This window comes from Porifericola rhodea (assembly GCF_030506305.1).
Lineage (GTDB): Bacteria > Bacteroidota > Bacteroidia > Cytophagales > Cyclobacteriaceae > Catalinimonas > Catalinimonas rhodea.
This window is the reverse complement of record NZ_CP119421.1, coordinates 4,164,129-4,185,365: the sequence shown is the minus strand read 5'-3', so window position 1 is coordinate 4,185,365 and position 21,237 is coordinate 4,164,129. Positions and strand designations below refer to the sequence as shown.

Below are 21,237 nucleotides of genomic sequence, written 5' to 3'. Positions count from 1 at the left end.
TTATTTTTTAAAGTGAAAAACCAGTTGCTATGAACAAAAATGCAATCGTAACCGGAGCTAACGGAAATTTAGGAAAAGCAGTAGTCAACAAGCTTCTTTCTGCCGGATTCCAGGTTATTGGCACTGTACATAATGATCAACCTACAGACCAAAGTGAAGAACACCCTAAATTTGAAAAATATAAGCTTGACGTAACAGATGAGCAGGCAACACAGCAATTTGTAAACTATGCTGTTAACAAATTTGAAAACATACACTATGCGGCCCTATTGGTAGGTGGTTTTGGAATGAATAGTTTTGAAGACACTACCTTAGGAGAAGTGCACAACATGTTCAAGCTCAATTTTGAGTCTGCATTTATTACTTCTCAAGCTTTATACAAGCAAATGAAGCAACAAAGCAGCGGGGGCAAAATCACCTTTATAGGAGCTAAACCAGCATTGGAAAAAGGTGCATCAAAGGGACTTACAGCTTACGCCTTATCAAAAAGCCTGATTTTTAAATTGGCAGAACATATTAATGCCGAAGGAAATGAGCATAGAATATACGCTTCGGTGATTGTTCCTAGTATAATAGATACACCTTTCAACCGTGAAGGTATGCCCGATGCTGAGTTTAGTAAATGGGTTAGCCCTGATCAGATTGGAGACATAAGTGCATTTCTGGCTGAAGATATATCTACTCCCCTAAGAGACCCCATAATAAAGGTGTACGGTGACTCCTAATAAGACTAGTACGTAATAACAGCACTGGTAGGGTAATCAGAAAGACGTTCAGCTCCTTTTAAAAAGCTAAGTTCAATAAGAAAGGAAACTTTAATTACTTTGCCGCCTAACTTCTCGATAAGCTTGCAGGCTGCCAGTGCTGTTCCACCAGTGGCTAAAAGGTCATCGTGCAACAAGACATGCTCTCCCGGCTTTATAGCTCCCTCGTGAATTTCCAGACAGTCCGTTCCGTATTCCAATTGATACTCCTGTCTAATAGTTTTATAAGGTAGTTTTCCTGGCTTACGTGCAGGAATAAAGCCTGCGTTTAGCCTTTCTGCTAATAAAGCACCAAAAATAAACCCTCTGGACTCTACACCCACCACTTTCTGAATATCATATTGTTTTACATTTTCGTAGAGAGCATCTGCTGCCTCTTTAAAAGCAGTTGGATGTTCCATCAGCGTGGTGATATCTTTGAAAACTACACCTGTTGTAGGAAAATCAGGTATATCTCTTATGTATTTCTCCAGAGAATGTGCCATAAATCATTGTAAAAAATGTGTATTACCAATTCGTTTTTTTGCCACTGCATATTACAAAAATTCTGAAAGGAGTGACAACAGCGGAAGCTTAGTCTTTCAATTTTCCACAAGAGTAATAAATCCATTCATAAGAAGCGTTTTTATCCAAACATGTCAATTAGATTTGTCACAATTCATAATGGTATATTTACTTAATTATTTTAAACCATGAGTGAGATAGATTCATCTTCAAAAAAGAGCATTTATGATAATGCCAAAAATCACTTCTTAGGCAACTTTCCTAAGCACCTCCCTATAGAGCAGGCATATGTGCATATTGGCATGTATCTGGGTTGGGTAATTGATAACGAATTGTATTCACCTTATTTTGAGGATGAAGCCGATACTCAAATATTTCGTTTTAAGCAACGCCAGATAAGCTGCACTATTCTTTCAGAGATATGGGATGGATATTTAGGCTATGAGCTATTTAGCGAGAAAGGCAACCTTTTTACCTATTATTACTATGGAGGTGGTCTGTATCATAAAGACTATCAGACTATCCTGGCAAATAACCTTCCTTCCATTTATCATGTTAATGACGACTGGGATTCCTACAAAGTAATGGCAGAGCAAATCACTAACCGCTTTAAGGAGTGGGAGAAAATGATTGCCTAAAAGATTTTTCTTTTAAACACCTTATTGCCTAATTTACCGGACTTATTATAAAACAAAATTTAAAATAAGTTCGGTTTGAAATATATAGAGCTGTTTTTAGGCAAGTTTAGTGAATATGCATGGGGAACACACTTATTGGTTCTCCTGCTGGGAGGAGGATTATTCTTCATGTTCTACTCCCGCTTCCTTCCCTTTCGCCACCTGGGCCATGCCATAAATGTTTTAAGAGGCAAGTACGATGACCCTAACGAGCCCGGTGAAATCAACCATTTTGAAGCACTCTCCAGTGCATTGGCAGCTACCGTAGGTATGGGAAATATCGGAGGCGTAGCCGTAGCTATTACTATGGGAGGTCCCGGAGCTTTGTTCTGGATGTGGGTTAGCGCTTTTCTGGGTATGGCAACCAAGTTCTTTACCTGCTCTTTAGCAATTATGTACAGAGGACATGACAGTGCCGGTAAACTTCAGGGTGGACCTATGTATGTGATACAGGAAGGACTAGGAAAAAAATGGAAGCCTTTAGCTATTTTCTTTGCTGTAGCCGGACTTTTTGGACCTCTCCCGGTCTTTCAGGCTAATCAACTTACACAAATTGTAAGAGATGTGGTACTCATTCCTAATGGCATAATTACACAAGAGACTTTTGCTGTCAACCTAATCTCTGGAATTATTATCGCTATACTGGTTTCCATCGTAATTTTTGGAGGTATCAAAAGAATTGCGAGAGTAGCAAGTCAAATGGTCCCCAGTATGGTAGTTATCTACGTGATATCTGTAGTATACATCATTCTTACCAATGTAGAGCAGGTACCTGAATGCTTTACGCTTATCTTAACAGATGCATTTTCAGGTAAAGCGATACTTGGCGGATCATTAGGGGCTGTAATTGTAATTGGTGCGCGAAGAGCTGCTTTTTCTAACGAAGCAGGTATCGGAACTGCCCCCCTTGCGCATGGAGCGGCTAAAACTAATGAACCTATTCGCGAAGGCTTGGTAGCGATGCTAGGCCCGGCCATAGATACCCTTATAGTTTGTACTATGACTGCTCTTGCTATTTTGATTACAAATGTATGGCAAACTACTGATGCTGATGGGGTGACATTAACTGTTAATGCATTTAATAAAGCATTACCTACTAATAACCTGGGAGGTTACCTATTGGTCATTAGTGTACTTACATTTTCGTTGTCTTCATTATTTACATTGTCTTACTATGGCACTAAGTGCTTCTCTTACTTAGCGGGGGCGCATAGAGCACACTATTTCAATTACTTTTATGTGTTCTCTATTATTTTAGGCTCAGTAGCATCTATATCAGCGATTATCAACCTGATTGATGGTATGTACGCCCTTATGGCAATTCCTACCATGACTTCAGCACTACTGTTAGCGCCCAAGGTTAGAGCGGCAGCAAAAAAATACTTTGCAGAATTAGAGCTTCCTACTCAGAAGCCGGTGAAGAACTGAAGCTTTTTAGGAAGGCTTTAAACTTATCAGTATTGTACTGAGCCATTCCTTCATGTTTGTATACAATTTTCCCTTCCGGAGAAATTACAAATGTTGAGGGAATGGATTGATGTAAAAAACTTTGAGGCAGGGCCGAGCCAGGAAAATATATTGGAAAGTGATATGATCTTTTTTTCATAAAACTTAATGCTTTTTCCTGGTCTTCGTCCTCAGATATTATCAGAAAAACAATATCCTCCCTATCTTTCAAGTCCTGATAGAGTTTATCTATACCTGGCATTTCAGCTACACAGGGTGGACACCAGCTTGCCCAAAAGTTAATAAAAACTGTCTTTCCTTTGTATTCTTGTGAATTATAAGGCTCTCCATTGTTGTCTATCAAGGTGAAAGAAGCCAGCTTATTTTCTTCGTTTAGCGTCACTTCTTGTACTTCAGCATCAGCGTTAAATAAACCAGTAGCTAATATTCCTCTCTGTAAAAAACCTATAACATCAGTTTGCCACCCTCCTAAATAAACTACTCCTACAAAAAGAGCTAAAAGCAACAGATCTATGTTTTTTCTTAATTTTTTCACAAGCATTGCGACTGTAATTTTAGCTATGGTATTCTCACCAAAAGCACTTATTCCTGATTGTTATATTTCCTAAATTGGGTAGACTAAATATGATCTACGTGATTAGTAAAAAACTATTTCCTCCCATTATTTTGCTGCTTATACTGTCAGCTCAGGTTTATGCGCATAATACGCACGCCTCCAAACGGATAGATGTACAACATTATACTTTTGATATTGAAATAAGTGATCTCAATGATCAAATCACTGTTAACGCAGATATACTTTTTAAAGTTGTACAAACACCTATTGATACCATTTATCTAGACCTGATAGGCAAAAATGACGAAGGCTTTGGTATGTATGTTAAGGAAGTTAAACTTAACGATCAGCCTGTAAATTACATTCATCAGCAGGAACGTTTGATCATTCTACTTTCATCTCCTCTAGACCCTGCATATACAGGTACACTCAACATCAGTTATGAAGGTATACCGGAAGATGGTTTAATTATAGCAGAAAACGAAAATGGAGAAAGAACATTCTTTGGAGATAACTGGCCAAATAGAGCCCGACATTGGCTTTCTGTGGTAGATCATCCTGAAGATAAAGCAAGCTGCGAGTTTAAAATTACTGCACCTGATCACTATAAAGTGATCGCAAATGGTCTTTTGAGAGAAGAGTCATCATTAGGAAGGATTCATAAAGAAGACAAAAAGTTTACACATTGGGTATGTACACAACCCATTCCAACCAAAGTAATGGTTTTCGGAGCAGCACGTTTTGCGGTAATGCATGATCAGCAATGGGATGGTATACCCATACAGCATTGGGTATACGCTGATAGTCGCAAAACTGGCTTGGATGATTTTGAGCCTACCGCTAACGTGCTACATTTTATGAGTACAACAATTGGAAAATATCCTTATGAAAAGCTGGCCAATGTAGAATCAAAGACTAAGTATGGAGGCATGGAAAATGCGTCTAATATATTTTACAACCAAAGACTTGTAGACGGAAATAAAAACATTGAAGCCCTCATTGCTCACGAAATTGCACACCAATGGTTTGGAAATGCTGTTACAGAAAAGTCCTGGGAGCATTTGTGGCTAAGCGAAGGTTTCGCTACCTACCTTTCTCATATGTATATTGAAAGTACATATGGTGTAGATAGCCTTAGAGGTTTGTTAAAAAAGGACAAAGAAAGAGTTTTTGCCTATTACAATAAAGCGCCAAACTCAGCAGTGGTAGACCCCACCGAAACAAATTTATTTCAATACCTTAATGCAAATGCCTATCAGAAAGGTGCCTGGGTTTTGCATATGCTACGTGAAAGGATTGGAGACAGGGCTTTTAAGAAAGGTATGCAAGCTTATTATAAAACCTATTGTCATGCTAATGCTGACACCGAAGATTTCAAAAAGGTGATGGAAAGAGTATCTGGACAAAATTTATCCTCTTTTTTTAAGCAATGGCTTCACACGCCAGGGCACCCGGTCGTGCATGGTATGTGGAAATATAATGGTCTGGGCAAAAAGCTTAAACTAGAGCTAAGACAAGTTCATAGCAATAGAACACAGTATCAGTACCCATTGGAGATAGGCATATATTATATGGATGATTCGGAACCGGAAATTGTAAAAGTAAACCTCCGTAAACATGACGAAAAATATGAATTCAAACTGAAAGGCCGCCCCCAACGAATTGTTATTGACCCACACGAAAAACTATTGGTAGACAGTCAGTTGGTAAGCAAATAAAAAGTAAGAGAAGCAAGACTACTGGCTATAAGGATGCTGTAAAAATTAACGGTATGGTTATTCAGCACCCCTTTTCTTTGCAAACTTGCACCCAGTATAGAATCTATTAAGTTGCCCGCGATACCTGCTATAAAAACAATAAATATTGCTACATACTCGGTATAAAAAGCATAAAATAATAGGCTTATTAAACTACTGCCCAATATACCAAATAAGCTTCCTTCAATACTGATAAGTCCATCTTCACCTCTTCTACCCTCTTTACCACTAAGTACGTTAATACACCTGTTCCCATAAATGTTCCCAAACTCTGAGGAAAAGGTATCAGACAAGGCTACTGCAAACGAAGCTGACATTGCCAGCAACCAAATGTTGTAGTTTTGTGGTAGTAGTATAGCAAATATGGAAGCAATAGATGCGACTCCTCCATTAGCCAACACATTAACATAGTCGCGTTTTCCTCTATTTTTTTCTTCTGTTCCCTGTCTACGTTTTTCGCTACTCTTCCATACTGAAGCTAAAGTACCCAAAGCGAAGAAACTGGCTATCATCAACAATCCCAGCCACTGAAAAGCTAACAATAACAAAAAAGTTATTCCCCCTCCTGCTACAGCTCCTCTTATCGTAATCTTATTAGTGCTTACACCCAGGAAAACCAGCAACACAACCAATAGCAGGTTGATAATAAAGTGATTGTTGAAAAGTGAGATAATGACAATAAGCAGCTTGCACGAATTTTAATTAGAAAAAAAAAGATGTCAGCCTTATAATCTGACTGACACCCTAAATTTTTATACGCTAAAGTTATCTACTTCAGCATAAGCATTAATAAGTTTCTCTTCCCCTTCTTTACCTGCCGTGGAGTTGCCATGTTCCATACCTACGATATCACGATATCCTTTCTCATACAAATGTTTAAAAATGTTTTTGTAGTTAATTTCACCTGTGGTAGGTTCTTTACGTCCGGGATTGTCTCCTACCTGAAAATAGGCAATTTCATCCCAGGTCAGATCAATATTGCGGATGATATGTCCTTCGTTTTTCTGCATGTGATATACATCAAACAATATTTTGCAGGCAGAGCTATTTACAGCCTTACAAATCAGATAGGTCTGGTCGGAAGTTCGCAAAAACAAATCCGGAGTGTCACTTAAAGGTTCAAGTACCATTACCAACCCATGTGGTTCAAGTATCTCAGCGCCTCTTCTTAAAGCCTCAACTACATTAGCCGTCTGAATACCTATTGGCAAATCACGTTTGAAGTTTCCGGGTACTACAGTCATCCATTTAGCATTGGTACGCTTGGCTACCTCAACTGCACGGCGGCATCCATCCAAAAAGATGTCCAAATATTCCTGCTTCCCTTCAGATAAAGAGTTCTGAGAATTTCCTCCTTTATCTACCACAAAAACCCCCATATCCATATCCAGTTTAGCCAGGGTATCGCCAATTTTACTTTGCATCTCAGGGCTTCTCTTCATCATGCCATTATCCTCCAGTGCGGTAAACCCTACCTCTGACATAAATTTAAGTTGATCCAGTAGATCTTCTCCGGCATGGCTTTTAAACATACCAAAGTGGGGAGCATATTTTAATTTGAATTTATGTTTATCAGCAAAGATTTGATCCGCTTTGGCGAGTGTAGGAATGCTAAAAGTAGCAGCGGTACCTCCAAGGGCTATTCCTGATCTAAAAAAATCACGTCTCTTCATTGGTTGTGTATTATTAGTGTTAGCGATTAAATGAAAATTAAAGATAGTTTTTTTTATAGTAAGCATACAAACCCCTTTACTCCAAAATCCATATATACATTCTAAACATGAAATATTAACTTTTTGTGAATGTTAATCAGATCAAAACATCAACCTCCTGATCTTTATTAGTCTTTATGTAAAAGCACTTTTTACTATAGTGATTTTTTCATCTTAAATATTTAATTATGAAGCGTTTAGAAAATAAAATAGCTCTAATTACCGGTGGTGCTACCGGTATTGGCGAGGCCATATGCAAAAAGTTTGTAAAAGAAGGAGCTAAAATAATGATAGCAGGAACTCCTCAAGACCCGGTCAGAGAAGTTTGTGAGTCCATCAATAATAATGAAGGAACTGCTATCTATTATGAAGGTGACCTTTCTCAGGCTAAGGATGCCATAGCCTGCATTAAGCAGACTACGGATGAATATGGCCAACTGGATATTCTGGTAAATAATGCCGGTGTATTTCCTGAGGTGAGTGAGTTGACGGAGTATGAAGATGAGTTGTTTGACAATATGCTCAAAAATAACTTGCGTACTGCTTACATGATGTCTAAGCACGCTCTTCCTGAACTACACAAAACCAGAGGAAATATAGTATCAGCAGGGTCTGAAGCGGGGCATGTAGGTATTGCAAAAAACACCCCATACGGAGGTACTAAAGGTTTTATGCATGCTTTTATGAAAGGGCTGGCAGTAGAACAGGCTGCTTATGGAGTACGTGTAAATTGCGTTTGCCCTGGTGCTATAGACACGGCCTGGACTCATAAAGAGACGAGTGGTATGGATGATCAGATGGAACAAATGCTTAAGTCTGCTACGCCCATGGGTAGAAGAGGCACAGCCGAGGAGATAGCGAATGTTTATGCGTTTGTAGCTTCAGATGAGGCCTCTTTTGTAACAGGTGCACTGTACTATGTTGATGGTGGAATAACTATATCTAAAGGACCAAATGGCGAGCAAGCCCATGAAAGTATGAAAAAACCACCAAAAGGTGAACTGAACCTTGAGCATATACACGAGGGCGCTACCGAGGCCAGATAAAACAAAAAGCCAACTGAACTAAGTCAGTTGGCTTTCTTTATTCAAAATTATTATTCTTAGTTATCTACCTTCCATTTTTATCTGGTATGAGTCGGCAAGCTTTACCGCTTCGTAAGCATTTACAACTCCCCCTGTAGAGCTTAGACTATCAAAACTAACCAGTTTACCCTCTTCTCCTGGGCGGTTAACCTTGAGTTTATTAAACTTAACTGTGGACTCAAGTATAATTTGCTTAATCTGTCCGGCACTTAGCTCAGGGTAGTAGGATTTGATTAAAGCTGCAATACCGGCAGTTACAGGAGAAGCCATGCTGGTACCACTATTTTTTTCATATTTCTGATCAGGCGTAGTTGAATACAAATCTACTCCGGGGGCAAACACATCTACACTTTTTTTGCCATAGTTTGAAAACTGTGCCACAAAATCTTCTTCACCCTTCCAAGAAGAAGCTCCCACCTCAATCCAGTTGCTTGCTTCCTTTTTAGAGTCTGCATATTTTTTTGTAGGAAAATTAGGCTCTTCATCAATGTCTTCGCTACTATTTCCGGCAGCATGTACTAATAAAACGCCCTTAGACTCTGCATATTCTACTGCTTTGTCTACAATCTCTTTGTGTGGTGAGTATGACTTGCCAAAGCTCATATTAATCACCTGAGCCCCATTATCTACAGCATAATAAATAGCATTAGCAATATCTTTATCTCTTTCATCTCCATCTGGTACGGCACGAATAGGCATAATCACTACATTTTGTGCTACTCCTTCCATACCTATATTATTATCACGGTTAGCAGCGATTATACCTGCTACGTGAGTTCCATGGCTGGAGTCGGGGCCGTCTACATCATTATTACCATAATGGCGCTCGTTCACATCCTCATAGTTGTCACCGACAATATGGCGAGGGTCAAAATTCAGATTATAGCCATACTCTAAGGCACTTACATAATAGTCTTCATACTCTTGTAACTGATCTTTGTTGAAGCCCATAGAAAAGGCATACTCCATGATAGAGATAGATGTAAGTACTACTTCGTCTTCACTTTCTACCTGCTCTAACATTTCAGGAGCTACTTCTTCAACATCAAGATAGGCTTCCAGCAATTTGCTTGAGCGCAGATAACTGTCGGCAAAAAATTTAAAGCGAGCATACTGCTCTTCCATTTCGCCTACTTTCTGCTCATAGCTTGATTTTATTTCTTCGTAATATGCACGATCTTTTTTAGGAATATCTTCTAAAGCAACCTCACTGTATTTTTCCTGTAATCTGGCATATTCTCTTGTGAGCTCGTAGGTGTCATTGTCTACGTTGGTTCCATCAGCACCACCTATAAAGTTCCAGCCATTTACATCATCCACATAACCATTTTTATCATCATCAATGCCATTATCTGGAATTTCGCCTTCGTTTATCCATATTTTTCCCTGTAAGTCTTCATGCTCAATGTCCACTCCAGAGTCAATAACTGCTACTATAACTTTCTCTGAAGACTTGCCTTTTAGAAACTCATAGGCTTTTTCGGTACTAATACCTTGCACATAGTAGTTTTCGGCATCAAGATTAAACCAGTTGGAAGGTGCAGTTTTTAGAGAGTCGGCGGGAGGTTCGTATGCAAAAGCAAAGAGAGAGGATAAATTAAGTAATAATGTTAGTGATAGTTGCTTGATCTTCATTCGTGTTTTTAGTTTAAAACCCTAAAATAAGTAAAAAATTTTGTCAACTTTTTTAACACCTGAAATTTTTGACAGTATTTCTAGGTTTTAAGCATTAGCTTAGCAGTTTTCAAACTTGTTAAAGTGACAATTGAATGAGAAACATAGAATTATACAAAAAGCTCCTGATTTTCCAGATTATTTTTTTTCTGGTAGCTCAGCAGAGCCTATTAGCCCAAAAACAACGCTATCAAAACCTACGTGAAGCACTTTTTACAGCAGGCCGCCTTTCTGGTGAGTCTGGTCCTCGTAGTGTCAACTGGATCAACGAAGGAGAACAGTTTTCTTTTATAGAAACTTCTGAAGATGGTAATCAGCTTATTAAAGTATACAATCCTAAAAGTGGAAAAGAAGAAGTAGTATTTGATGCCGGCACTCTTACCTTTCCCGGTACCGATAAGCAGTTTAGCTATCGCTCCTTCCAGTGGACGCAAGATGCTAAATACATACTATTTCAAACCAACTTTAGGCCTATATGGCGACATTCCGGCAATTCCGATTACTATTATTATTCAGTAGAAGATAGAAGCTTAAAGCTGGTAGCGGAGAATGCTTTTACTGCCGAAATATCACCTGATGGCACAAAAGTAGGCTACGGAAGAGATGGTAATCTTTTTGTCTACAATTTTGAAAATGGTGAAGATACTCAACTTACTTTTGACGCGGAAGGACAAATTTACAACGGAAGGTTTGGCTGGGCTTACGAAGAAGAATTTGGTCTTGTACAGGCCTGGAAGTGGTCGCCAGATAGTCGTTACATCGCTTATTGGCAGTCCGACGAATCTGAAGTACCTATCTACCAGATTTCTGACTATAGCGAACAACATCCGGAATATGACAAAATCCCTTATCCTAAAGTGGGTGACACCAACCCTAGTGTGAAAGTTGGAGTCATAGACCTGAAAGATAACAGCCAGCAATGGATGAAAGTAAACCTGGATGGTGGCTATATTCCCCGTATCTACTGGACTTCTGAGCAGGGGCAGCTGGCTATAGTACACCTCAATCGTGCCCAGACACATCTTAAATTATCTTTTCATGATGCTGTGAGTGGTGAGGGTAAACTTATTATGGAAGAGCAATCCGAGGCGTGGATTGATGTTTTTGATTTCTTCGCCGGTATTAATGATTTGTTTTTCTTTCCTAAAGACAGCAAAGAATTTTTCTGGATTTCTGACCGTGATGGCTGGAGCCACCTGTACCGATACAATTATGAAGGAAAACTAATCAATCAGGTGACAAGCGGTGAATGGGAAGTGGTACTGGTGCATGCTGTAGACGCTAAGTCTAATACCATTTACTACTCATCTACAGAAGACTCTCCTTTGGAGCGACAACTGTACTCCATTAATTACAAAGGGAGCAAAAAGAAAAAGCTAACTCAGCAAGCAGGTCGTCATCATATAGATATGGCCCCTAATGGACAATATTATCTTGATAGGTATTCTAATATTAACACCCCTACCCGCATCGGGCTATACGATAGTAAGGGAAAAGAAGTAAAATCTCTGGTAGATAATAAAACAGTTGAAGACTATCTGGCTAAGCATACGTACAGCCCCCGTGAGCTATTCAGCTTTACTACTGAAGAAGGCGTAAAGCTGGATGGCTACCTGATTAAGCCTTACGATTTTGATGAAAATAAATCTTATCCTCTGGTTCTAAATATATATGGTGGACCCGGTGCCCAATCTGTCTACAATGAGTTTGGCACCAATGGCTGGGAACAATACCTTGCACAGCAGGGCTATGTTGTAGCCAGTGTAAACAATCGCGGTAGCGGTGGTTATGGCAGTGCTTTTGAAAAAGGTGTGTACAAGCAGTTGGGAATTCAGGAAAGTGCCGATTTTGTAGCTACTGTAAAACACCTCGCTCAAAAACCCTGGATAGATGGTGATAATATGGCTATCCGTGGACATAGTTATGGTGGATATATGTCAAGTTTTACTTCTGCATACCGCCCTGGTGTATTTAAAGCAGCTATTATAGGAGCACCAGTAACAGACTGGCGACTGTACGACAGTATTTATGCTGAACGTTATATGGGACTTTTGAACGATAATGAAGAACAGTATATAGAGAGCTCTTCTACTACCCATGCTGCTAACACCGAAGCACATTTATTTATTGCTCACTCTATGATGGACGAAAATGTGCACGCGCAAAACACGTTTCAGTTTGTTAAGGCACTAATAGACGCTGGCAAAGACCATGAGTTACGCATATATCCTCCAGGAGCGCATGGGGTAGCCTATAATGGTGAAAGCTATGTACTACTTTATCAGCAGTATACTAACTTTCTTGACCGTTACCTTAAGCCCTAAGCAAACTAATTGATATTGTTTATAAGCAGTGTTTCTTCCGTGAGACACTGCTTTTTTAGTGTATCATTCTATAAGCTCACTTTTTATCGGCAGGATTTCAGCATTTTGCATCAATTCCTAGATAATGTTTTTTATGTTTGGCGCTCTATTCACATTTTAACCTTTCATCAATAACCTAATGAAAAAAGTATTATCTCTTCTGCTGTTTTGTTTTCTTTCAGGAAGTCTGCTTGCCCAAAGCAAGGGATCACTCTCAGACATCGCTTTTATTGCGGGTCATTGGGAGACAGTAAATGATGGTAAAACGGTAGAGGCTTTCTGGACAGAGCCTTCTGGTGACAATATGGTAGGAGTTATCCGTATGATAGAAGACGAAGCCGCTACCCTTTACGAAATTTTTGCAATAGAACAAACTGAGAATGGTCTTGAGATCAGAGTAAAGCATTTTAAACCTGGTCTGATCGGGCTGGAAGACAAAGACAAATTTGACCACTACACTTTTCTGGAAAGCGATAAAGGAAAACTTATTGTAGAAAAGCAAAATGCTGATGTGCGTATTATGTACGAAAAGCGTCCGGGCAAAAAGTTCGCTATTGTAATAGGTAAACCTGATAACGGAAGCTGGAAGTATGAAGATTTCTGGGTGTTCAGTAAAAAGAAATAAATAAAGACTTATTTTACGATAAAGAAAGTGATGAGTAGCCTCATCACTTTTTTTTTGCATCTCAGGCTGTCGTACACTAATTTGTTAGATATACACACAACTAAATCCCTCTCTAATGCGAAATTTTATACTGCTTATATGCTTATTTATCACTATCCCGCTATTCGCCCAGGATCGTATCACCGGGCATAATTTTGCTACCCGCTCCGAAGTTATAGCTCAGCATGGCATGGCCGCCACCAGCCAGCCCCTGGCTACCCAGGTAGCATTGGACATACTCAAAGCCGGAGGCAATGCTATAGACGCCGCAATAGCTGCCAATGCTGTACTAGGCCTTACTGAACCCACCGGTAATGGTATTGGCGGAGACCTTTTCGCTATTATCTGGGATGCCGAGAAAGAAGAACTGGTAGGTCTTAATGCCAGTGGCAGGTCACCCTACGACCTTGATCTTAGCTATTTTAAGGACAATGGTTACGACAAAATACCTTCTTACGGGCCGCTACCAGTATCAGTACCTGGGTGCGTAAGTGGCTGGTTTAGTATGCATGAAAAGTATGGAAGCAAGCCTATGGTAGAGATATTGAAGCCGGCAATAACTTATGCCCGAGAGGGGTTTCCGCTCACTGAGGTAATTGCGCATTACTGGAATATTGGGGCTAACCGACTTCAGCAGTATGATGGTTTTACAGAAGTCTATATGCCTAATGGTCGTGCGCCCCAAAAAGGAGAGATCTTCAAAAACCCAGCATTAGCGAACACCCTGGAGACTATTGCTCAGGAAGGAAGAGATGCTTTTTATAAAGGAAAAATTGCGCATACTATTGCAGATTACATCAAAGAGCAAGGTGGCTTTTTGTCGTACAAAGATATGGCTGACCATACAGACAGCTGGGTAGAGCCAGTATCTACCAATTATCGTGGTTATGATGTATATGAGCTTCCTCCTAATGGGCAGGGTACGGCTGTACTCCAGATTCTAAATATACTGGAAGCCTACAATATCAAAGAGATGGGTTTTGGAAGCCCGGATTATGTACACACTTTTGTAGAAGCCAAAAAGATTGCTTTTGAAGACAGAGCCAAATATTATGCTGACCCCGACTTTGTAGATATACCCGTAGAGCAACTTATTTCTAAAGCCTATGCAGATGAACGCAGAAAATTAATTGACCCGGAGCAGGCAGGTAATGAATATCCTGCCGGAGAACTGGAACAGGGCAACACCATTTACATGACAGTGGCTGATGATAAAGGTAATATGGTATCTTTGATTCAAAGTAATTACCGTGGTATGGGTTCCGGCATGACACCTCCCGGCTTAGGATTTATCCTTCAGGATAGAGGTGAACTTTTTAGCCTGCAAGATGGTCATAACAATGTATATGAGCCTCATAAGCGTCCATTCCATACTATTATTCCTGCTTTTGTTATGAAAGACGGCAAACCTCTAATTAGTTTTGGCTTAATGGGTGGAGCCATGCAGCCTCAGGGTCACGCACAAATAGTAGTAAATTTAGTGGATTTTGGAATGAACCTGCAAGAAGCAGGAGATGCGCCGCGTATCCACCATACCAGCCCTTCGCAACCTACAGGTGGCAAAATGACAGAAGGCGGAGTACTCAACCTGGAGTCAGGCTTTCCTGAAGAGACAATACGTGAGCTATTGCGCAAAGGACATAAAATAGCGCCTGCCATTGGTCCATTTGGCGGCTATCAGGCTATTATGTACGATGCTGAAAATGATGTATACTATGGCGCTTCTGAGTCCAGAAAGGATGGACAGGCAGCAGGTTATTAGTAGATACCTGATCACTCCTTAAAAGAGTAAAAGCGAAAGTCCTCAGCTTAGTATGTTATAACTGAGGACTTTTGCCTTCATTTATTGCACTTACAGCCTGACTTAACCTACTCACCTGCTACTTCTTTTTCCTGATTGTATTTGTAAGCTGCGGTACGTTGGGCATGAGCGTTTACCTTTACCGGGTGATTGTGTACTCGGGCGTAGACTTTTGTAAATTCTGCCCCAAAAAGGAATATTAGGCCTGAATAGTTTACCCAGAGCAGTATCAGTATTAACGAGCCAGCAGCACCAAAAGCCGAGGCAGGATTCATTTTGCTGAAATACAGACCAAGAGCAAATTTACCTAAAGTAAAAAGGATAGCTGTTACAAAGGCACCAATCCATACTGTCTTCCAGATTAAAGTCACGTCTGGCAGTACTTTGTAAATCATAGCAAAGAGTACTGTAATAATGCTTATTGCCAGTATCTCATTAGCGAAATAAAAGACATATAATAAAAAGTCGGGCAGCATCTGGCTAATCCAGTCTCTTAAAATACCTATGGCAGCCGTAAGCAGTAAAGAAGCAATTAGTAAAAAGCCTACTGCCAGTATTAGTCCTAGCGAAGTAGCTCGGTCTATCACTATCTTCTTGATTCCTGCACTTGGTTTTGGTTCAACATCCCAGACAGTATTTAATGAAAGCTGTAACTGATAAAATAAACCGGTAGCACCAAAAATTAATGTTGCAATACCAGTAATTACTGCCAGCGTGGAATTTCCCTCACGGCTGGTATTTGCTACAATAGTCTGTACCTGATCCGCAGATTCTGGCCCAATTAAGGTACTGATCTGAGAAGTAATTTCTCCCCGTATGGCTTCCTCTTCATAAAATATACCCGCTACATTTACAATAATGATAATAAGGCCGGGCAAAGAAAATATAGAATAATAAGCAATAACAGCACTTTGCCGAAAAGCATCATCCCCTATCCACTCCAGATATGTTTGTTTTAGATAGCTAAAAATCTTCTTCAATTTATCCATCGCTCAAAAAATATGGTCTATGCTAAAAACAACTATCTGCGATGCATAAAGTTAGGTATTAAGCTATTTGTACAACAAAGATTTTTGTAGAGCCCTGGCTGTCTATAGGTTTTTCTTCTCCTCTTCCTGCCTTTTTTTATCAATTTCTTTGGCTACTACTTCTGCTTCTGCCATTTTCTGATCGCCTGCTTTTCTGTCGCGCTGAGATAAGCTATGGGCTTCAGCCATCAGCTTTTTATACTTCTCCTGCAACTGTTCCAGTTCCGACTTTTTCTTAAATATATTGAACATCTCTTTATAGTTATGGTAAATACTATTTCTCTTTTTTAAACTTAGCACCCACAAAAGAGGTAAATTCTTTAAAGCCTGCTTTGGATGAAAAAACAGACCCTATCACCTTCATATAAGCTTTTAACCCTGGTTTTTCTGGATTAGACTCTGACTCTATTTCTATCTGAGGGGCTTTATTTTTGGTAGGCGTATTAGTTTGTACATCAGCAGCACTACCGGCTCTATCTATGTTATCATTTCTTTTGGGCAGATTTAATTCGTCTGCTCTCTTAAAACTACGTTTGGCTTTTTCAGCATAGCCTAACTTTTCTTCTACCAGACCACGGTTATTGTAGGCGATAGCATCTTCAGGGTCAAGCTCAATTGCTTTGCTGTAGTCATCTACAGCACCCTGGTAATCTTCCATGCGATCCCTCACATAAGCACGGCTACTGTAGCGATAGGGGTTTTCAGGCTCTAGTTCTACCGCTTTATCGAAGTCCAGAATAGCCTTTTCGTTTTGTCCGGACAGGTGAAAAGCTACCGCTCGCTCACTGAAATAGGTAGCATTGTCTGGTACCTGCCTGATTAACTGCGTAAAATCTTTGATGGATTGATCAAAGCGTGAAAGCTTAAAAAAACTGAGGGCACGACCATATAAACTGTTAAGGTGATGGGGATCTTGCTTCAAAGCTTTTTGAAAATGCTTGAGTGCTTCTTCATAATTTTCCTGATCAAAGAAGTTTTTTCCTTGCCAATAGAATTTTTCTGCCGACATTCGGTTTTGAGTTTAATATAAAACTGGAAACAGTCTATAGAGTTTTAAAATAATGACACAACTAAAGATCGGCGAATATAACGAACTAGAAGCAAGCAGAGAATCTCCACACGGAATGTATCTGCATTCTTCCGAAGGTGAACTCCTTTTACCCAACCGCTTTGTGGGTGAGCTTAAACCCGGACAAAACATAAAAGTATTCGTATATACGGACTCAGAAGACCGTTTGGTAGCAACTACACAGGTGCCAAAAGCAACTGCCGATAGTTTTGCCAGCCTTAGAGTAAAAGAAGTTACTACTGTTGGTGCGTTTCTGGACTGGGGTCTGGATAAAGATCTGCTCTTGCCTTATCGCGAACAGCTTCATCCCGTAAAGGCAGAAGATCAGGTAGTGGTAAGAGTGATTACCGATCCTAAAACTAATCGGGTAATCGCCATTTCCAAGATTCAGGCTTTTATTGAAAAAGACGCAGATGAGCTGGAAGAAAAACAGGCTGTTGAACTCATGGTCTACGACAAAACACCCCTCGGATACAAAGTACTTATTGAACGCAGATACGAAGGTTTACTTTACCAAAACGAACTCTTTGAACAGATTAAGCTGGGAGATGTAAAGCAAGGCTTTATTAAAAAGCTAAGAGAGGACGGCAAAATTGATGTAAGTCTACAACAACAAGGAGTAGAAGGTATGCAGGAAGCACGTAGCGATCTCTATACTTTACTACAGGAAGCAGGCGGTTTTCTGCCCTATCATGACAAAAGCGATGCAGAAGAAATTAAAGCAGCGCTAAACATGAGTAAAAAAGCTTTTAAAAGAGCCGTAGGTATTTTGTACCGAGAGAAAAAGATACGTATAACAGATCAGGGAATTGAACTGAACCGCTAACGGCGTGGGACTATTTTCTGCCAGGTAATTTTTTGGGTTTTGCATCGCTCACGCTGAACATTACCCAAATTTACCTTAGTCTGCTCTTTGTTTCTTCGGGAGTCAGCTTTAGAAATTTCTACAGATACAATACCGGTAGGTACCGCAATAATTCCATAACCTAATATCATAACTACCGATGCCAGGGTTTGGCCGGCAATGGTCTGAGGGGCTATATCGCCATATCCTACTGTTGTTAGTGTAACAATAGCCCAGTAAATGCTCACCGGAATACTGGTGAAGCCATTTTCAGGACCCTCTATCAGGTACATCAAAGAGCCTACTATAAAAATAAGTGTTACAACTGTACCTAGAAAAACAGTAATTTTAGCGGCACTTTGTCTTAGTGCTTTCCCCAATACTTCTGCCTCACCCAAAAAATGATATAGCTTTAGTACCCTAAATACCCGAAGTAGTCTTAAGCTCCTGATCATCAGCACATACTGCGTACCTACCACCACCAGGCTCAGGTAGGTGGGTATAATAGAAATTAAGTCTACTATACCATAAAAGCTAAGGATATAAGCTTTTCTTCTGGGGGCACAGTAAATTCTAAGGAGGTACTCTATGGTAAATATAATGGTGAACAACCACTCCATAGTTCGGATGGTGCTACCATAATGCTGTGAGATACTGCTAACGCTTTCCAGCATTACAGTTATGATACTCAACACGATAGCTACAAGCAGAGCTACATCAAAAGCCTTACCCGGAGGAGTATCAGACTCAAAAATAATATGGTATAACTTCTCTTTGGTAGACAGGTTAGTGGGTAACTCTTTCTTCAATCTCTATACTTTTTTCTTTTGGGTTTACAGAAGAATGATCCATCATATACAGCCTTTGCATAGGCAATGCCTCTGGATAATTCTCTCTGACGAAAGTTATTAATTTTTCTCTTACAATACAGCGTAAATCCCAGGCGTCAGGAGCGTTTTCTGCACTCACCAATATTCGTAATACCATACATTTCTCGGTCGTATCTACTACCTGTATTACATTTACCTTGCCATCCCATAGCTTTTCGCTCTGCAAAATATCGTTTAATTCTCTTCTAAGCGCATCTACAGGTATGTTATAGTCAAGATAAAGCACAATTGGCCCAAGTAATTCAGAAGAAGTTCTGGTCCAGTTCTGAAATGGTTTTTCTATAAAATAGTTAATGGGTAATACAATGCGCCTCTTATCCCAGATTTTGACCACTACATAAGTCAGTGTAATTTCTTCTATGATACCCCATTCATTTTCAACAATAACTGAGTCATCTATTTTAATAGGCTGAGTGATTGCGATTTGTAAACCTGCCAAAAGGTTGGCAATGGATTTTTGAGCTGCAAAACCAATGATAATACCTGCAACTCCGGCTGAGGTAAGCAGAGTAGCACCAATATCGCGCACTTCTCTAAAAGTCAGTAATATGGCTGACAATACAAGTATAAAAATTACTACTACTAATATCCTGCGAATAAACTGGAGCTGGGTTCGTATTCTGCGGCTTTTAAATGTATTGTGCCGGTGTACGGTATAGTGTTCAAACACCACATCTTCCACTACTCTTACCATTCTTAGCAGTACCCATCCAAAGCTCAAAATTACCGTGGCCTGCGTTATTTTATACAGAATAAGATCAGATGTCTCATCTGGAAAAGTAATTAGTGGTTGGGCAAAGAGAAATACCAGCAAAGGAAAAAATATCCGGGTCCTGCTATTCATATTTTTGAGCAGAGAACTCACGGCTATTGTAGGCTTTAGCCGGTTGTACTTTCTTAAAGACCGGATAAAAAGCCATCTTAATACTAAACCTATTACTATGGAAATAACAAAAACAAAAAAGGCGAAAAAATAAGGATGAAACCTTTCGTACTCCAAAATTGCTTGCTTCAAATTGCTAAAAAAATGCTCCTGCATTACAAAAAAATTAGTTGACAGATAAGCTGTTACTATCGTTTATCACAAATTAATACCTATTTACTGCATGATGTGTTTCATAATAGCGATAAATACTTGGAGTCCACGTTCTATAATCTCATCTGGAAAGTCATAATTTTCGTGATGTAGGTCTGGTCTGTCCTCTCCAGATCCCAGTCCAAAGAAACAGGATTTGCAGTCCTCACTATAGTAGCCAAAATCTTCTGACCAACGGAATGGAGTTTCCAGCTCACGGGTTGGAAGATCAAGGTGATTAACTACATTTTGCAATATTTCGTAGGCCTCCGGATGGTTAACTGTAGCAGGAAAAACTTCAGAGTACTCAAACTTGTATTTCAGTTCAGAAGCTTTGGCGTACCTCTGTATCACTTGCTCTGTCCAGGCTTGTAGCGTACTCATATCTTCATTTCTGAAGCTTCTTAAAGTTACCCTAAGTTCTGCAAGCCCCGGAGTAATGCCAAAGCTGGGGGTACCTAGGAGAGCATGCACTACAGTGAGCAGCACAAAATCCTGATAGGTATGGCTAGATTCTCTGAAGTGGTGCAAGTCCTGTATGATCTGGCTTAGTGCCAGGGCAGGACTTTTAGCCTGTTCAGGACGTGCTGCATGCGCAGTAGATCCTTTTAGTCTGGCTGTAAGCCCTTGAGAAGCAGCAGCAAATATGTCGGTTTTCATAAGAACCTGCCCTTTAGGAAAACCCGGAAGGTTGTGTAATGCAAACAGATAGTCAGGCTTTATTTGCTTCCAGATTGCACTTTTTGTTACTGCAAGCCCTCCTTCTCCAGTCTCTTCCGCAGGCTGGTACAGTAAACTCACTTTACCTTTTGTGGGTTTGTTGCTTCCCAGATATAGCCCCAGCCCTGCCAAAATAGACATATGCCCATCATGTCCGCATAGGTGACCTCTTTCAGCGATCTGTGAGCGATAGGGAAGCTCGTTTAGCTCTTCTATCCTTAAGGCATCTAATTCTGCTCTAAACATTACGTGAGGGCCCTCTACCCCACTATCATAGCTTACGATGAGTCCATGCCCTCCTACCTGGGTGTAAATATTATCAGGTTTTGTATCCGCAAGAAAATCGTGTATCCTACGCGCGGTGTTCTCTTCCTCTCCTGAAATTTCTGGTTGCTGATGTAGTTCATGTCTTAGTGGTATCAGCTTCTCTACGAGCGGAGACAATTTCTCCATATGTTTATACTTATTTTTTAGTCTGTTTTGTTCGTGCTCAAACTCTAATGCAGAACAAATATGAGCATGCTATATAAAAAGAAAAAAGGAACTGCCAAAGCTTAGCATACCGGGCACAAAATCAATTTGAACTC

20 protein-coding genes are annotated in these 21,237 nt (G+C 40.0%); 9 read left to right on the top strand and 11 right to left on the bottom strand.

Features of this window, described 5'->3' with window-relative positions:
- Nucleotides 1–29: 29 nt before the first annotated feature.
- A complete protein-coding gene (locus tag PZB74_RS17210) occupies nucleotides 30–725 on the top strand; it encodes an SDR family NAD(P)-dependent oxidoreductase (protein WP_302238380.1) in 696 nt (231 codons plus the stop codon).
- A 5-nt stretch (nucleotides 726–730) separates the two neighbouring features.
- Here PZB74_RS17210 and PZB74_RS17205 read toward each other — a convergent pair whose 3' ends face one another.
- On the bottom strand, nucleotides 731–1,249 hold the full coding sequence (locus PZB74_RS17205) for an adenine phosphoribosyltransferase (RefSeq protein ID WP_302238378.1): 519 nt from the start codon (nucleotides 1,247–1,249) through the stop codon (nucleotides 731–733).
- A gap of 207 nt (nucleotides 1,250–1,456) precedes the next feature.
- On the opposite strand from PZB74_RS17205, the gene PZB74_RS17200 reads away from it, so the two are divergent.
- Nucleotides 1,457–1,906 (top strand): DUF7832 domain-containing protein, encoded by a 450-nt coding sequence (locus PZB74_RS17200; protein WP_302238375.1) that lies wholly within the window; start codon nucleotides 1,457–1,459, stop codon nucleotides 1,904–1,906.
- Between the two features lie 75 nt (nucleotides 1,907–1,981).
- Nucleotides 1,982–3,373, top strand: a complete 1,392-nt coding sequence (locus tag PZB74_RS17195) for an alanine/glycine:cation symporter family protein (protein ID WP_436837112.1) — start codon at nucleotides 1,982–1,984, stop codon at nucleotides 3,371–3,373.
- On the opposite strand, the gene PZB74_RS17190 is transcribed toward PZB74_RS17195, so the two are convergent.
- Entirely contained in the window at nucleotides 3,348–3,947 is a 600-nt protein-coding gene (locus PZB74_RS17190; RefSeq protein ID WP_302238372.1) for a TlpA family protein disulfide reductase, read from the bottom strand. The genes PZB74_RS17195 and PZB74_RS17190 overlap by 26 nt on opposite strands.
- Nucleotides 3,948–4,045: 98 nt before the next feature.
- Here PZB74_RS17190 and PZB74_RS17185 point away from each other — a divergent pair, with 98 nt between their 5' ends.
- The gene (locus tag PZB74_RS17185) at nucleotides 4,046–5,686 is read left to right on the top strand and encodes a M1 family metallopeptidase (RefSeq protein WP_302238370.1); all 1,641 of its coding nucleotides are present in this window, start codon (nucleotides 4,046–4,048) and stop codon (nucleotides 5,684–5,686) included.
- On the opposite strand, the gene PZB74_RS17180 is transcribed toward PZB74_RS17185, so the two are convergent.
- A complete protein-coding gene (locus PZB74_RS17180) occupies nucleotides 5,668–6,351 on the bottom strand; it encodes a DUF92 domain-containing protein (RefSeq protein ID WP_302238368.1) in 684 nt (227 codons plus the stop codon). The two genes, PZB74_RS17185 and PZB74_RS17180, sit on opposite strands and share 19 nt — an antisense overlap.
- 126 nt (nucleotides 6,352–6,477) lie before the next feature.
- The gene (locus PZB74_RS17175) at nucleotides 6,478–7,398 is read right to left on the bottom strand and encodes a hydroxypyruvate isomerase family protein (protein ID WP_302238365.1); all 921 of its coding nucleotides are present in this window, start codon (nucleotides 7,396–7,398) and stop codon (nucleotides 6,478–6,480) included.
- 227 nt (nucleotides 7,399–7,625) lie between these two features.
- Between PZB74_RS17175 and PZB74_RS17170 the strand changes: the two genes are divergently transcribed.
- The gene (locus PZB74_RS17170) at nucleotides 7,626–8,483 is read left to right on the top strand and encodes an SDR family NAD(P)-dependent oxidoreductase (RefSeq protein ID WP_302238363.1); all 858 of its coding nucleotides are present in this window, start codon (nucleotides 7,626–7,628) and stop codon (nucleotides 8,481–8,483) included.
- A 60-nt stretch (nucleotides 8,484–8,543) separates the two neighbouring features.
- Here the strand turns inward: PZB74_RS17170 and PZB74_RS17165 are convergent, their stop codons facing one another.
- The gene (locus PZB74_RS17165) at nucleotides 8,544–10,157 is read right to left on the bottom strand and encodes a S8 family peptidase (RefSeq protein WP_302238360.1); all 1,614 of its coding nucleotides are present in this window, start codon (nucleotides 10,155–10,157) and stop codon (nucleotides 8,544–8,546) included.
- A 134-nt stretch (nucleotides 10,158–10,291) separates the two neighbouring features.
- On the opposite strand from PZB74_RS17165, the gene PZB74_RS17160 reads away from it, so the two are divergent.
- The 3 genes from PZB74_RS17160 (at nucleotide 10,292) to ggt (ending at nucleotide 14,985) form a co-directional block, all read left to right on the top strand.
- Nucleotides 10,292–12,520 (top strand): S9 family peptidase, encoded by a 2,229-nt coding sequence (locus PZB74_RS17160; protein WP_302238357.1) that lies wholly within the window; start codon nucleotides 10,292–10,294, stop codon nucleotides 12,518–12,520.
- Between the two features lie 178 nt (nucleotides 12,521–12,698).
- The gene (locus PZB74_RS17155; protein ID WP_302238355.1) at nucleotides 12,699–13,184 is read left to right on the top strand and encodes a DUF6265 family protein; all 486 of its coding nucleotides are present in this window, start codon (nucleotides 12,699–12,701) and stop codon (nucleotides 13,182–13,184) included.
- Nucleotides 13,185–13,299: 115 nt separating this feature from the next.
- Nucleotides 13,300–14,985, top strand: a complete 1,686-nt coding sequence (ggt, locus tag PZB74_RS17150) for a gamma-glutamyltransferase (protein WP_302238352.1) — start codon at nucleotides 13,300–13,302, stop codon at nucleotides 14,983–14,985.
- 107 nt (nucleotides 14,986–15,092) lie between these two features.
- Here the strand turns inward: ggt and PZB74_RS17145 are convergent, their stop codons facing one another.
- The 3 genes from PZB74_RS17145 to PZB74_RS17135 all read right to left on the bottom strand — a co-directional run bounded on the left by PZB74_RS17145 (nucleotide 15,093) and on the right by PZB74_RS17135 (nucleotide 17,061).
- Nucleotides 15,093–16,013, bottom strand: coding sequence for a YihY/virulence factor BrkB family protein (locus PZB74_RS17145; protein WP_302238351.1), 921 nt, complete (start codon nucleotides 16,011–16,013; stop codon nucleotides 15,093–15,095).
- Between the two features lie 102 nt (nucleotides 16,014–16,115).
- Nucleotides 16,116–16,304, bottom strand: coding sequence for a Lacal_2735 family protein (locus tag PZB74_RS17140; RefSeq protein ID WP_302238348.1), 189 nt, complete (start codon nucleotides 16,302–16,304; stop codon nucleotides 16,116–16,118).
- Between the two features lie 22 nt (nucleotides 16,305–16,326).
- Nucleotides 16,327–17,061 (bottom strand): tetratricopeptide repeat protein, encoded by a 735-nt coding sequence (locus tag PZB74_RS17135; protein WP_302238346.1) that lies wholly within the window; start codon nucleotides 17,059–17,061, stop codon nucleotides 16,327–16,329.
- Nucleotides 17,062–17,113: 52 nt separating this feature from the next.
- On the opposite strand from PZB74_RS17135, the gene PZB74_RS17130 reads away from it, so the two are divergent.
- Nucleotides 17,114–17,947, top strand: a complete 834-nt coding sequence (locus PZB74_RS17130) for a CvfB family protein (protein ID WP_302238343.1) — start codon at nucleotides 17,114–17,116, stop codon at nucleotides 17,945–17,947.
- Here PZB74_RS17130 and PZB74_RS17125 read toward each other — a convergent pair.
- The 3 genes from PZB74_RS17125 to PZB74_RS17115 form a co-directional block, all read right to left on the bottom strand.
- A complete protein-coding gene (locus PZB74_RS17125; RefSeq protein ID WP_302238341.1) occupies nucleotides 17,944–18,774 on the bottom strand; it encodes an ion transporter in 831 nt (276 codons plus the stop codon). The genes PZB74_RS17130 and PZB74_RS17125 overlap by 4 nt on opposite strands.
- Nucleotides 18,752–19,699, bottom strand: coding sequence for a mechanosensitive ion channel family protein (locus PZB74_RS17120; RefSeq protein ID WP_302238339.1), 948 nt, complete (start codon nucleotides 19,697–19,699; stop codon nucleotides 18,752–18,754). Before PZB74_RS17120 ends, PZB74_RS17125 begins: the two co-directional genes overlap by 23 nt.
- Nucleotides 19,700–19,954: 255 nt before the next feature.
- Nucleotides 19,955–21,103, bottom strand: coding sequence for an amidohydrolase (locus PZB74_RS17115; RefSeq protein ID WP_302238336.1), 1,149 nt, complete (start codon nucleotides 21,101–21,103; stop codon nucleotides 19,955–19,957).
- Nucleotides 21,104–21,237 lie beyond the last annotated feature (134 nt).

Coding starts and splice junctions, on each gene's coding strand:
- PZB74_RS17210 (WP_302238380.1), top strand. CDS start 30: ATGAACAAAAATGCAATCGTAACCGGAGCTAACGGAAATTTAGGAAAA.
- PZB74_RS17205 (WP_302238378.1), bottom strand. CDS start 1,249: ATGGCACATTCTCTGGAGAAATACATAAGAGATATACCTGATTTTCCT.
- PZB74_RS17200 (WP_302238375.1), top strand. CDS start 1,457: ATGAGTGAGATAGATTCATCTTCAAAAAAGAGCATTTATGATAATGCC.
- PZB74_RS17175 (WP_302238365.1), bottom strand. CDS start 7,398: ATGAAGAGACGTGATTTTTTTAGATCAGGAATAGCCCTTGGAGGTACC.
- PZB74_RS17170 (WP_302238363.1), top strand. CDS start 7,626: ATGAAGCGTTTAGAAAATAAAATAGCTCTAATTACCGGTGGTGCTACC.
- PZB74_RS17165 (WP_302238360.1), bottom strand. CDS start 10,157: ATGAAGATCAAGCAACTATCACTAACATTATTACTTAATTTATCCTCT.
- PZB74_RS17160 (WP_302238357.1), top strand. CDS start 10,292: ATGAGAAACATAGAATTATACAAAAAGCTCCTGATTTTCCAGATTATT.
- PZB74_RS17155 (WP_302238355.1), top strand. CDS start 12,699: ATGAAAAAAGTATTATCTCTTCTGCTGTTTTGTTTTCTTTCAGGAAGT.
- ggt (WP_302238352.1), top strand. CDS start 13,300: ATGCGAAATTTTATACTGCTTATATGCTTATTTATCACTATCCCGCTA.
- PZB74_RS17145 (WP_302238351.1), bottom strand. CDS start 16,013: ATGGATAAATTGAAGAAGATTTTTAGCTATCTAAAACAAACATATCTG.
- PZB74_RS17140 (WP_302238348.1), bottom strand. CDS start 16,304: ATGTTCAATATATTTAAGAAAAAGTCGGAACTGGAACAGTTGCAGGAG.
- PZB74_RS17135 (WP_302238346.1), bottom strand. CDS start 17,061: ATGTCGGCAGAAAAATTCTATTGGCAAGGAAAAAACTTCTTTGATCAG.
- PZB74_RS17130 (WP_302238343.1), top strand. CDS start 17,114: ATGACACAACTAAAGATCGGCGAATATAACGAACTAGAAGCAAGCAGA.
- PZB74_RS17120 (WP_302238339.1), bottom strand. CDS start 19,699: ATGAATAGCAGGACCCGGATATTTTTTCCTTTGCTGGTATTTCTCTTT.
- PZB74_RS17115 (WP_302238336.1), bottom strand. CDS start 21,103: ATGGAGAAATTGTCTCCGCTCGTAGAGAAGCTGATACCACTAAGACAT.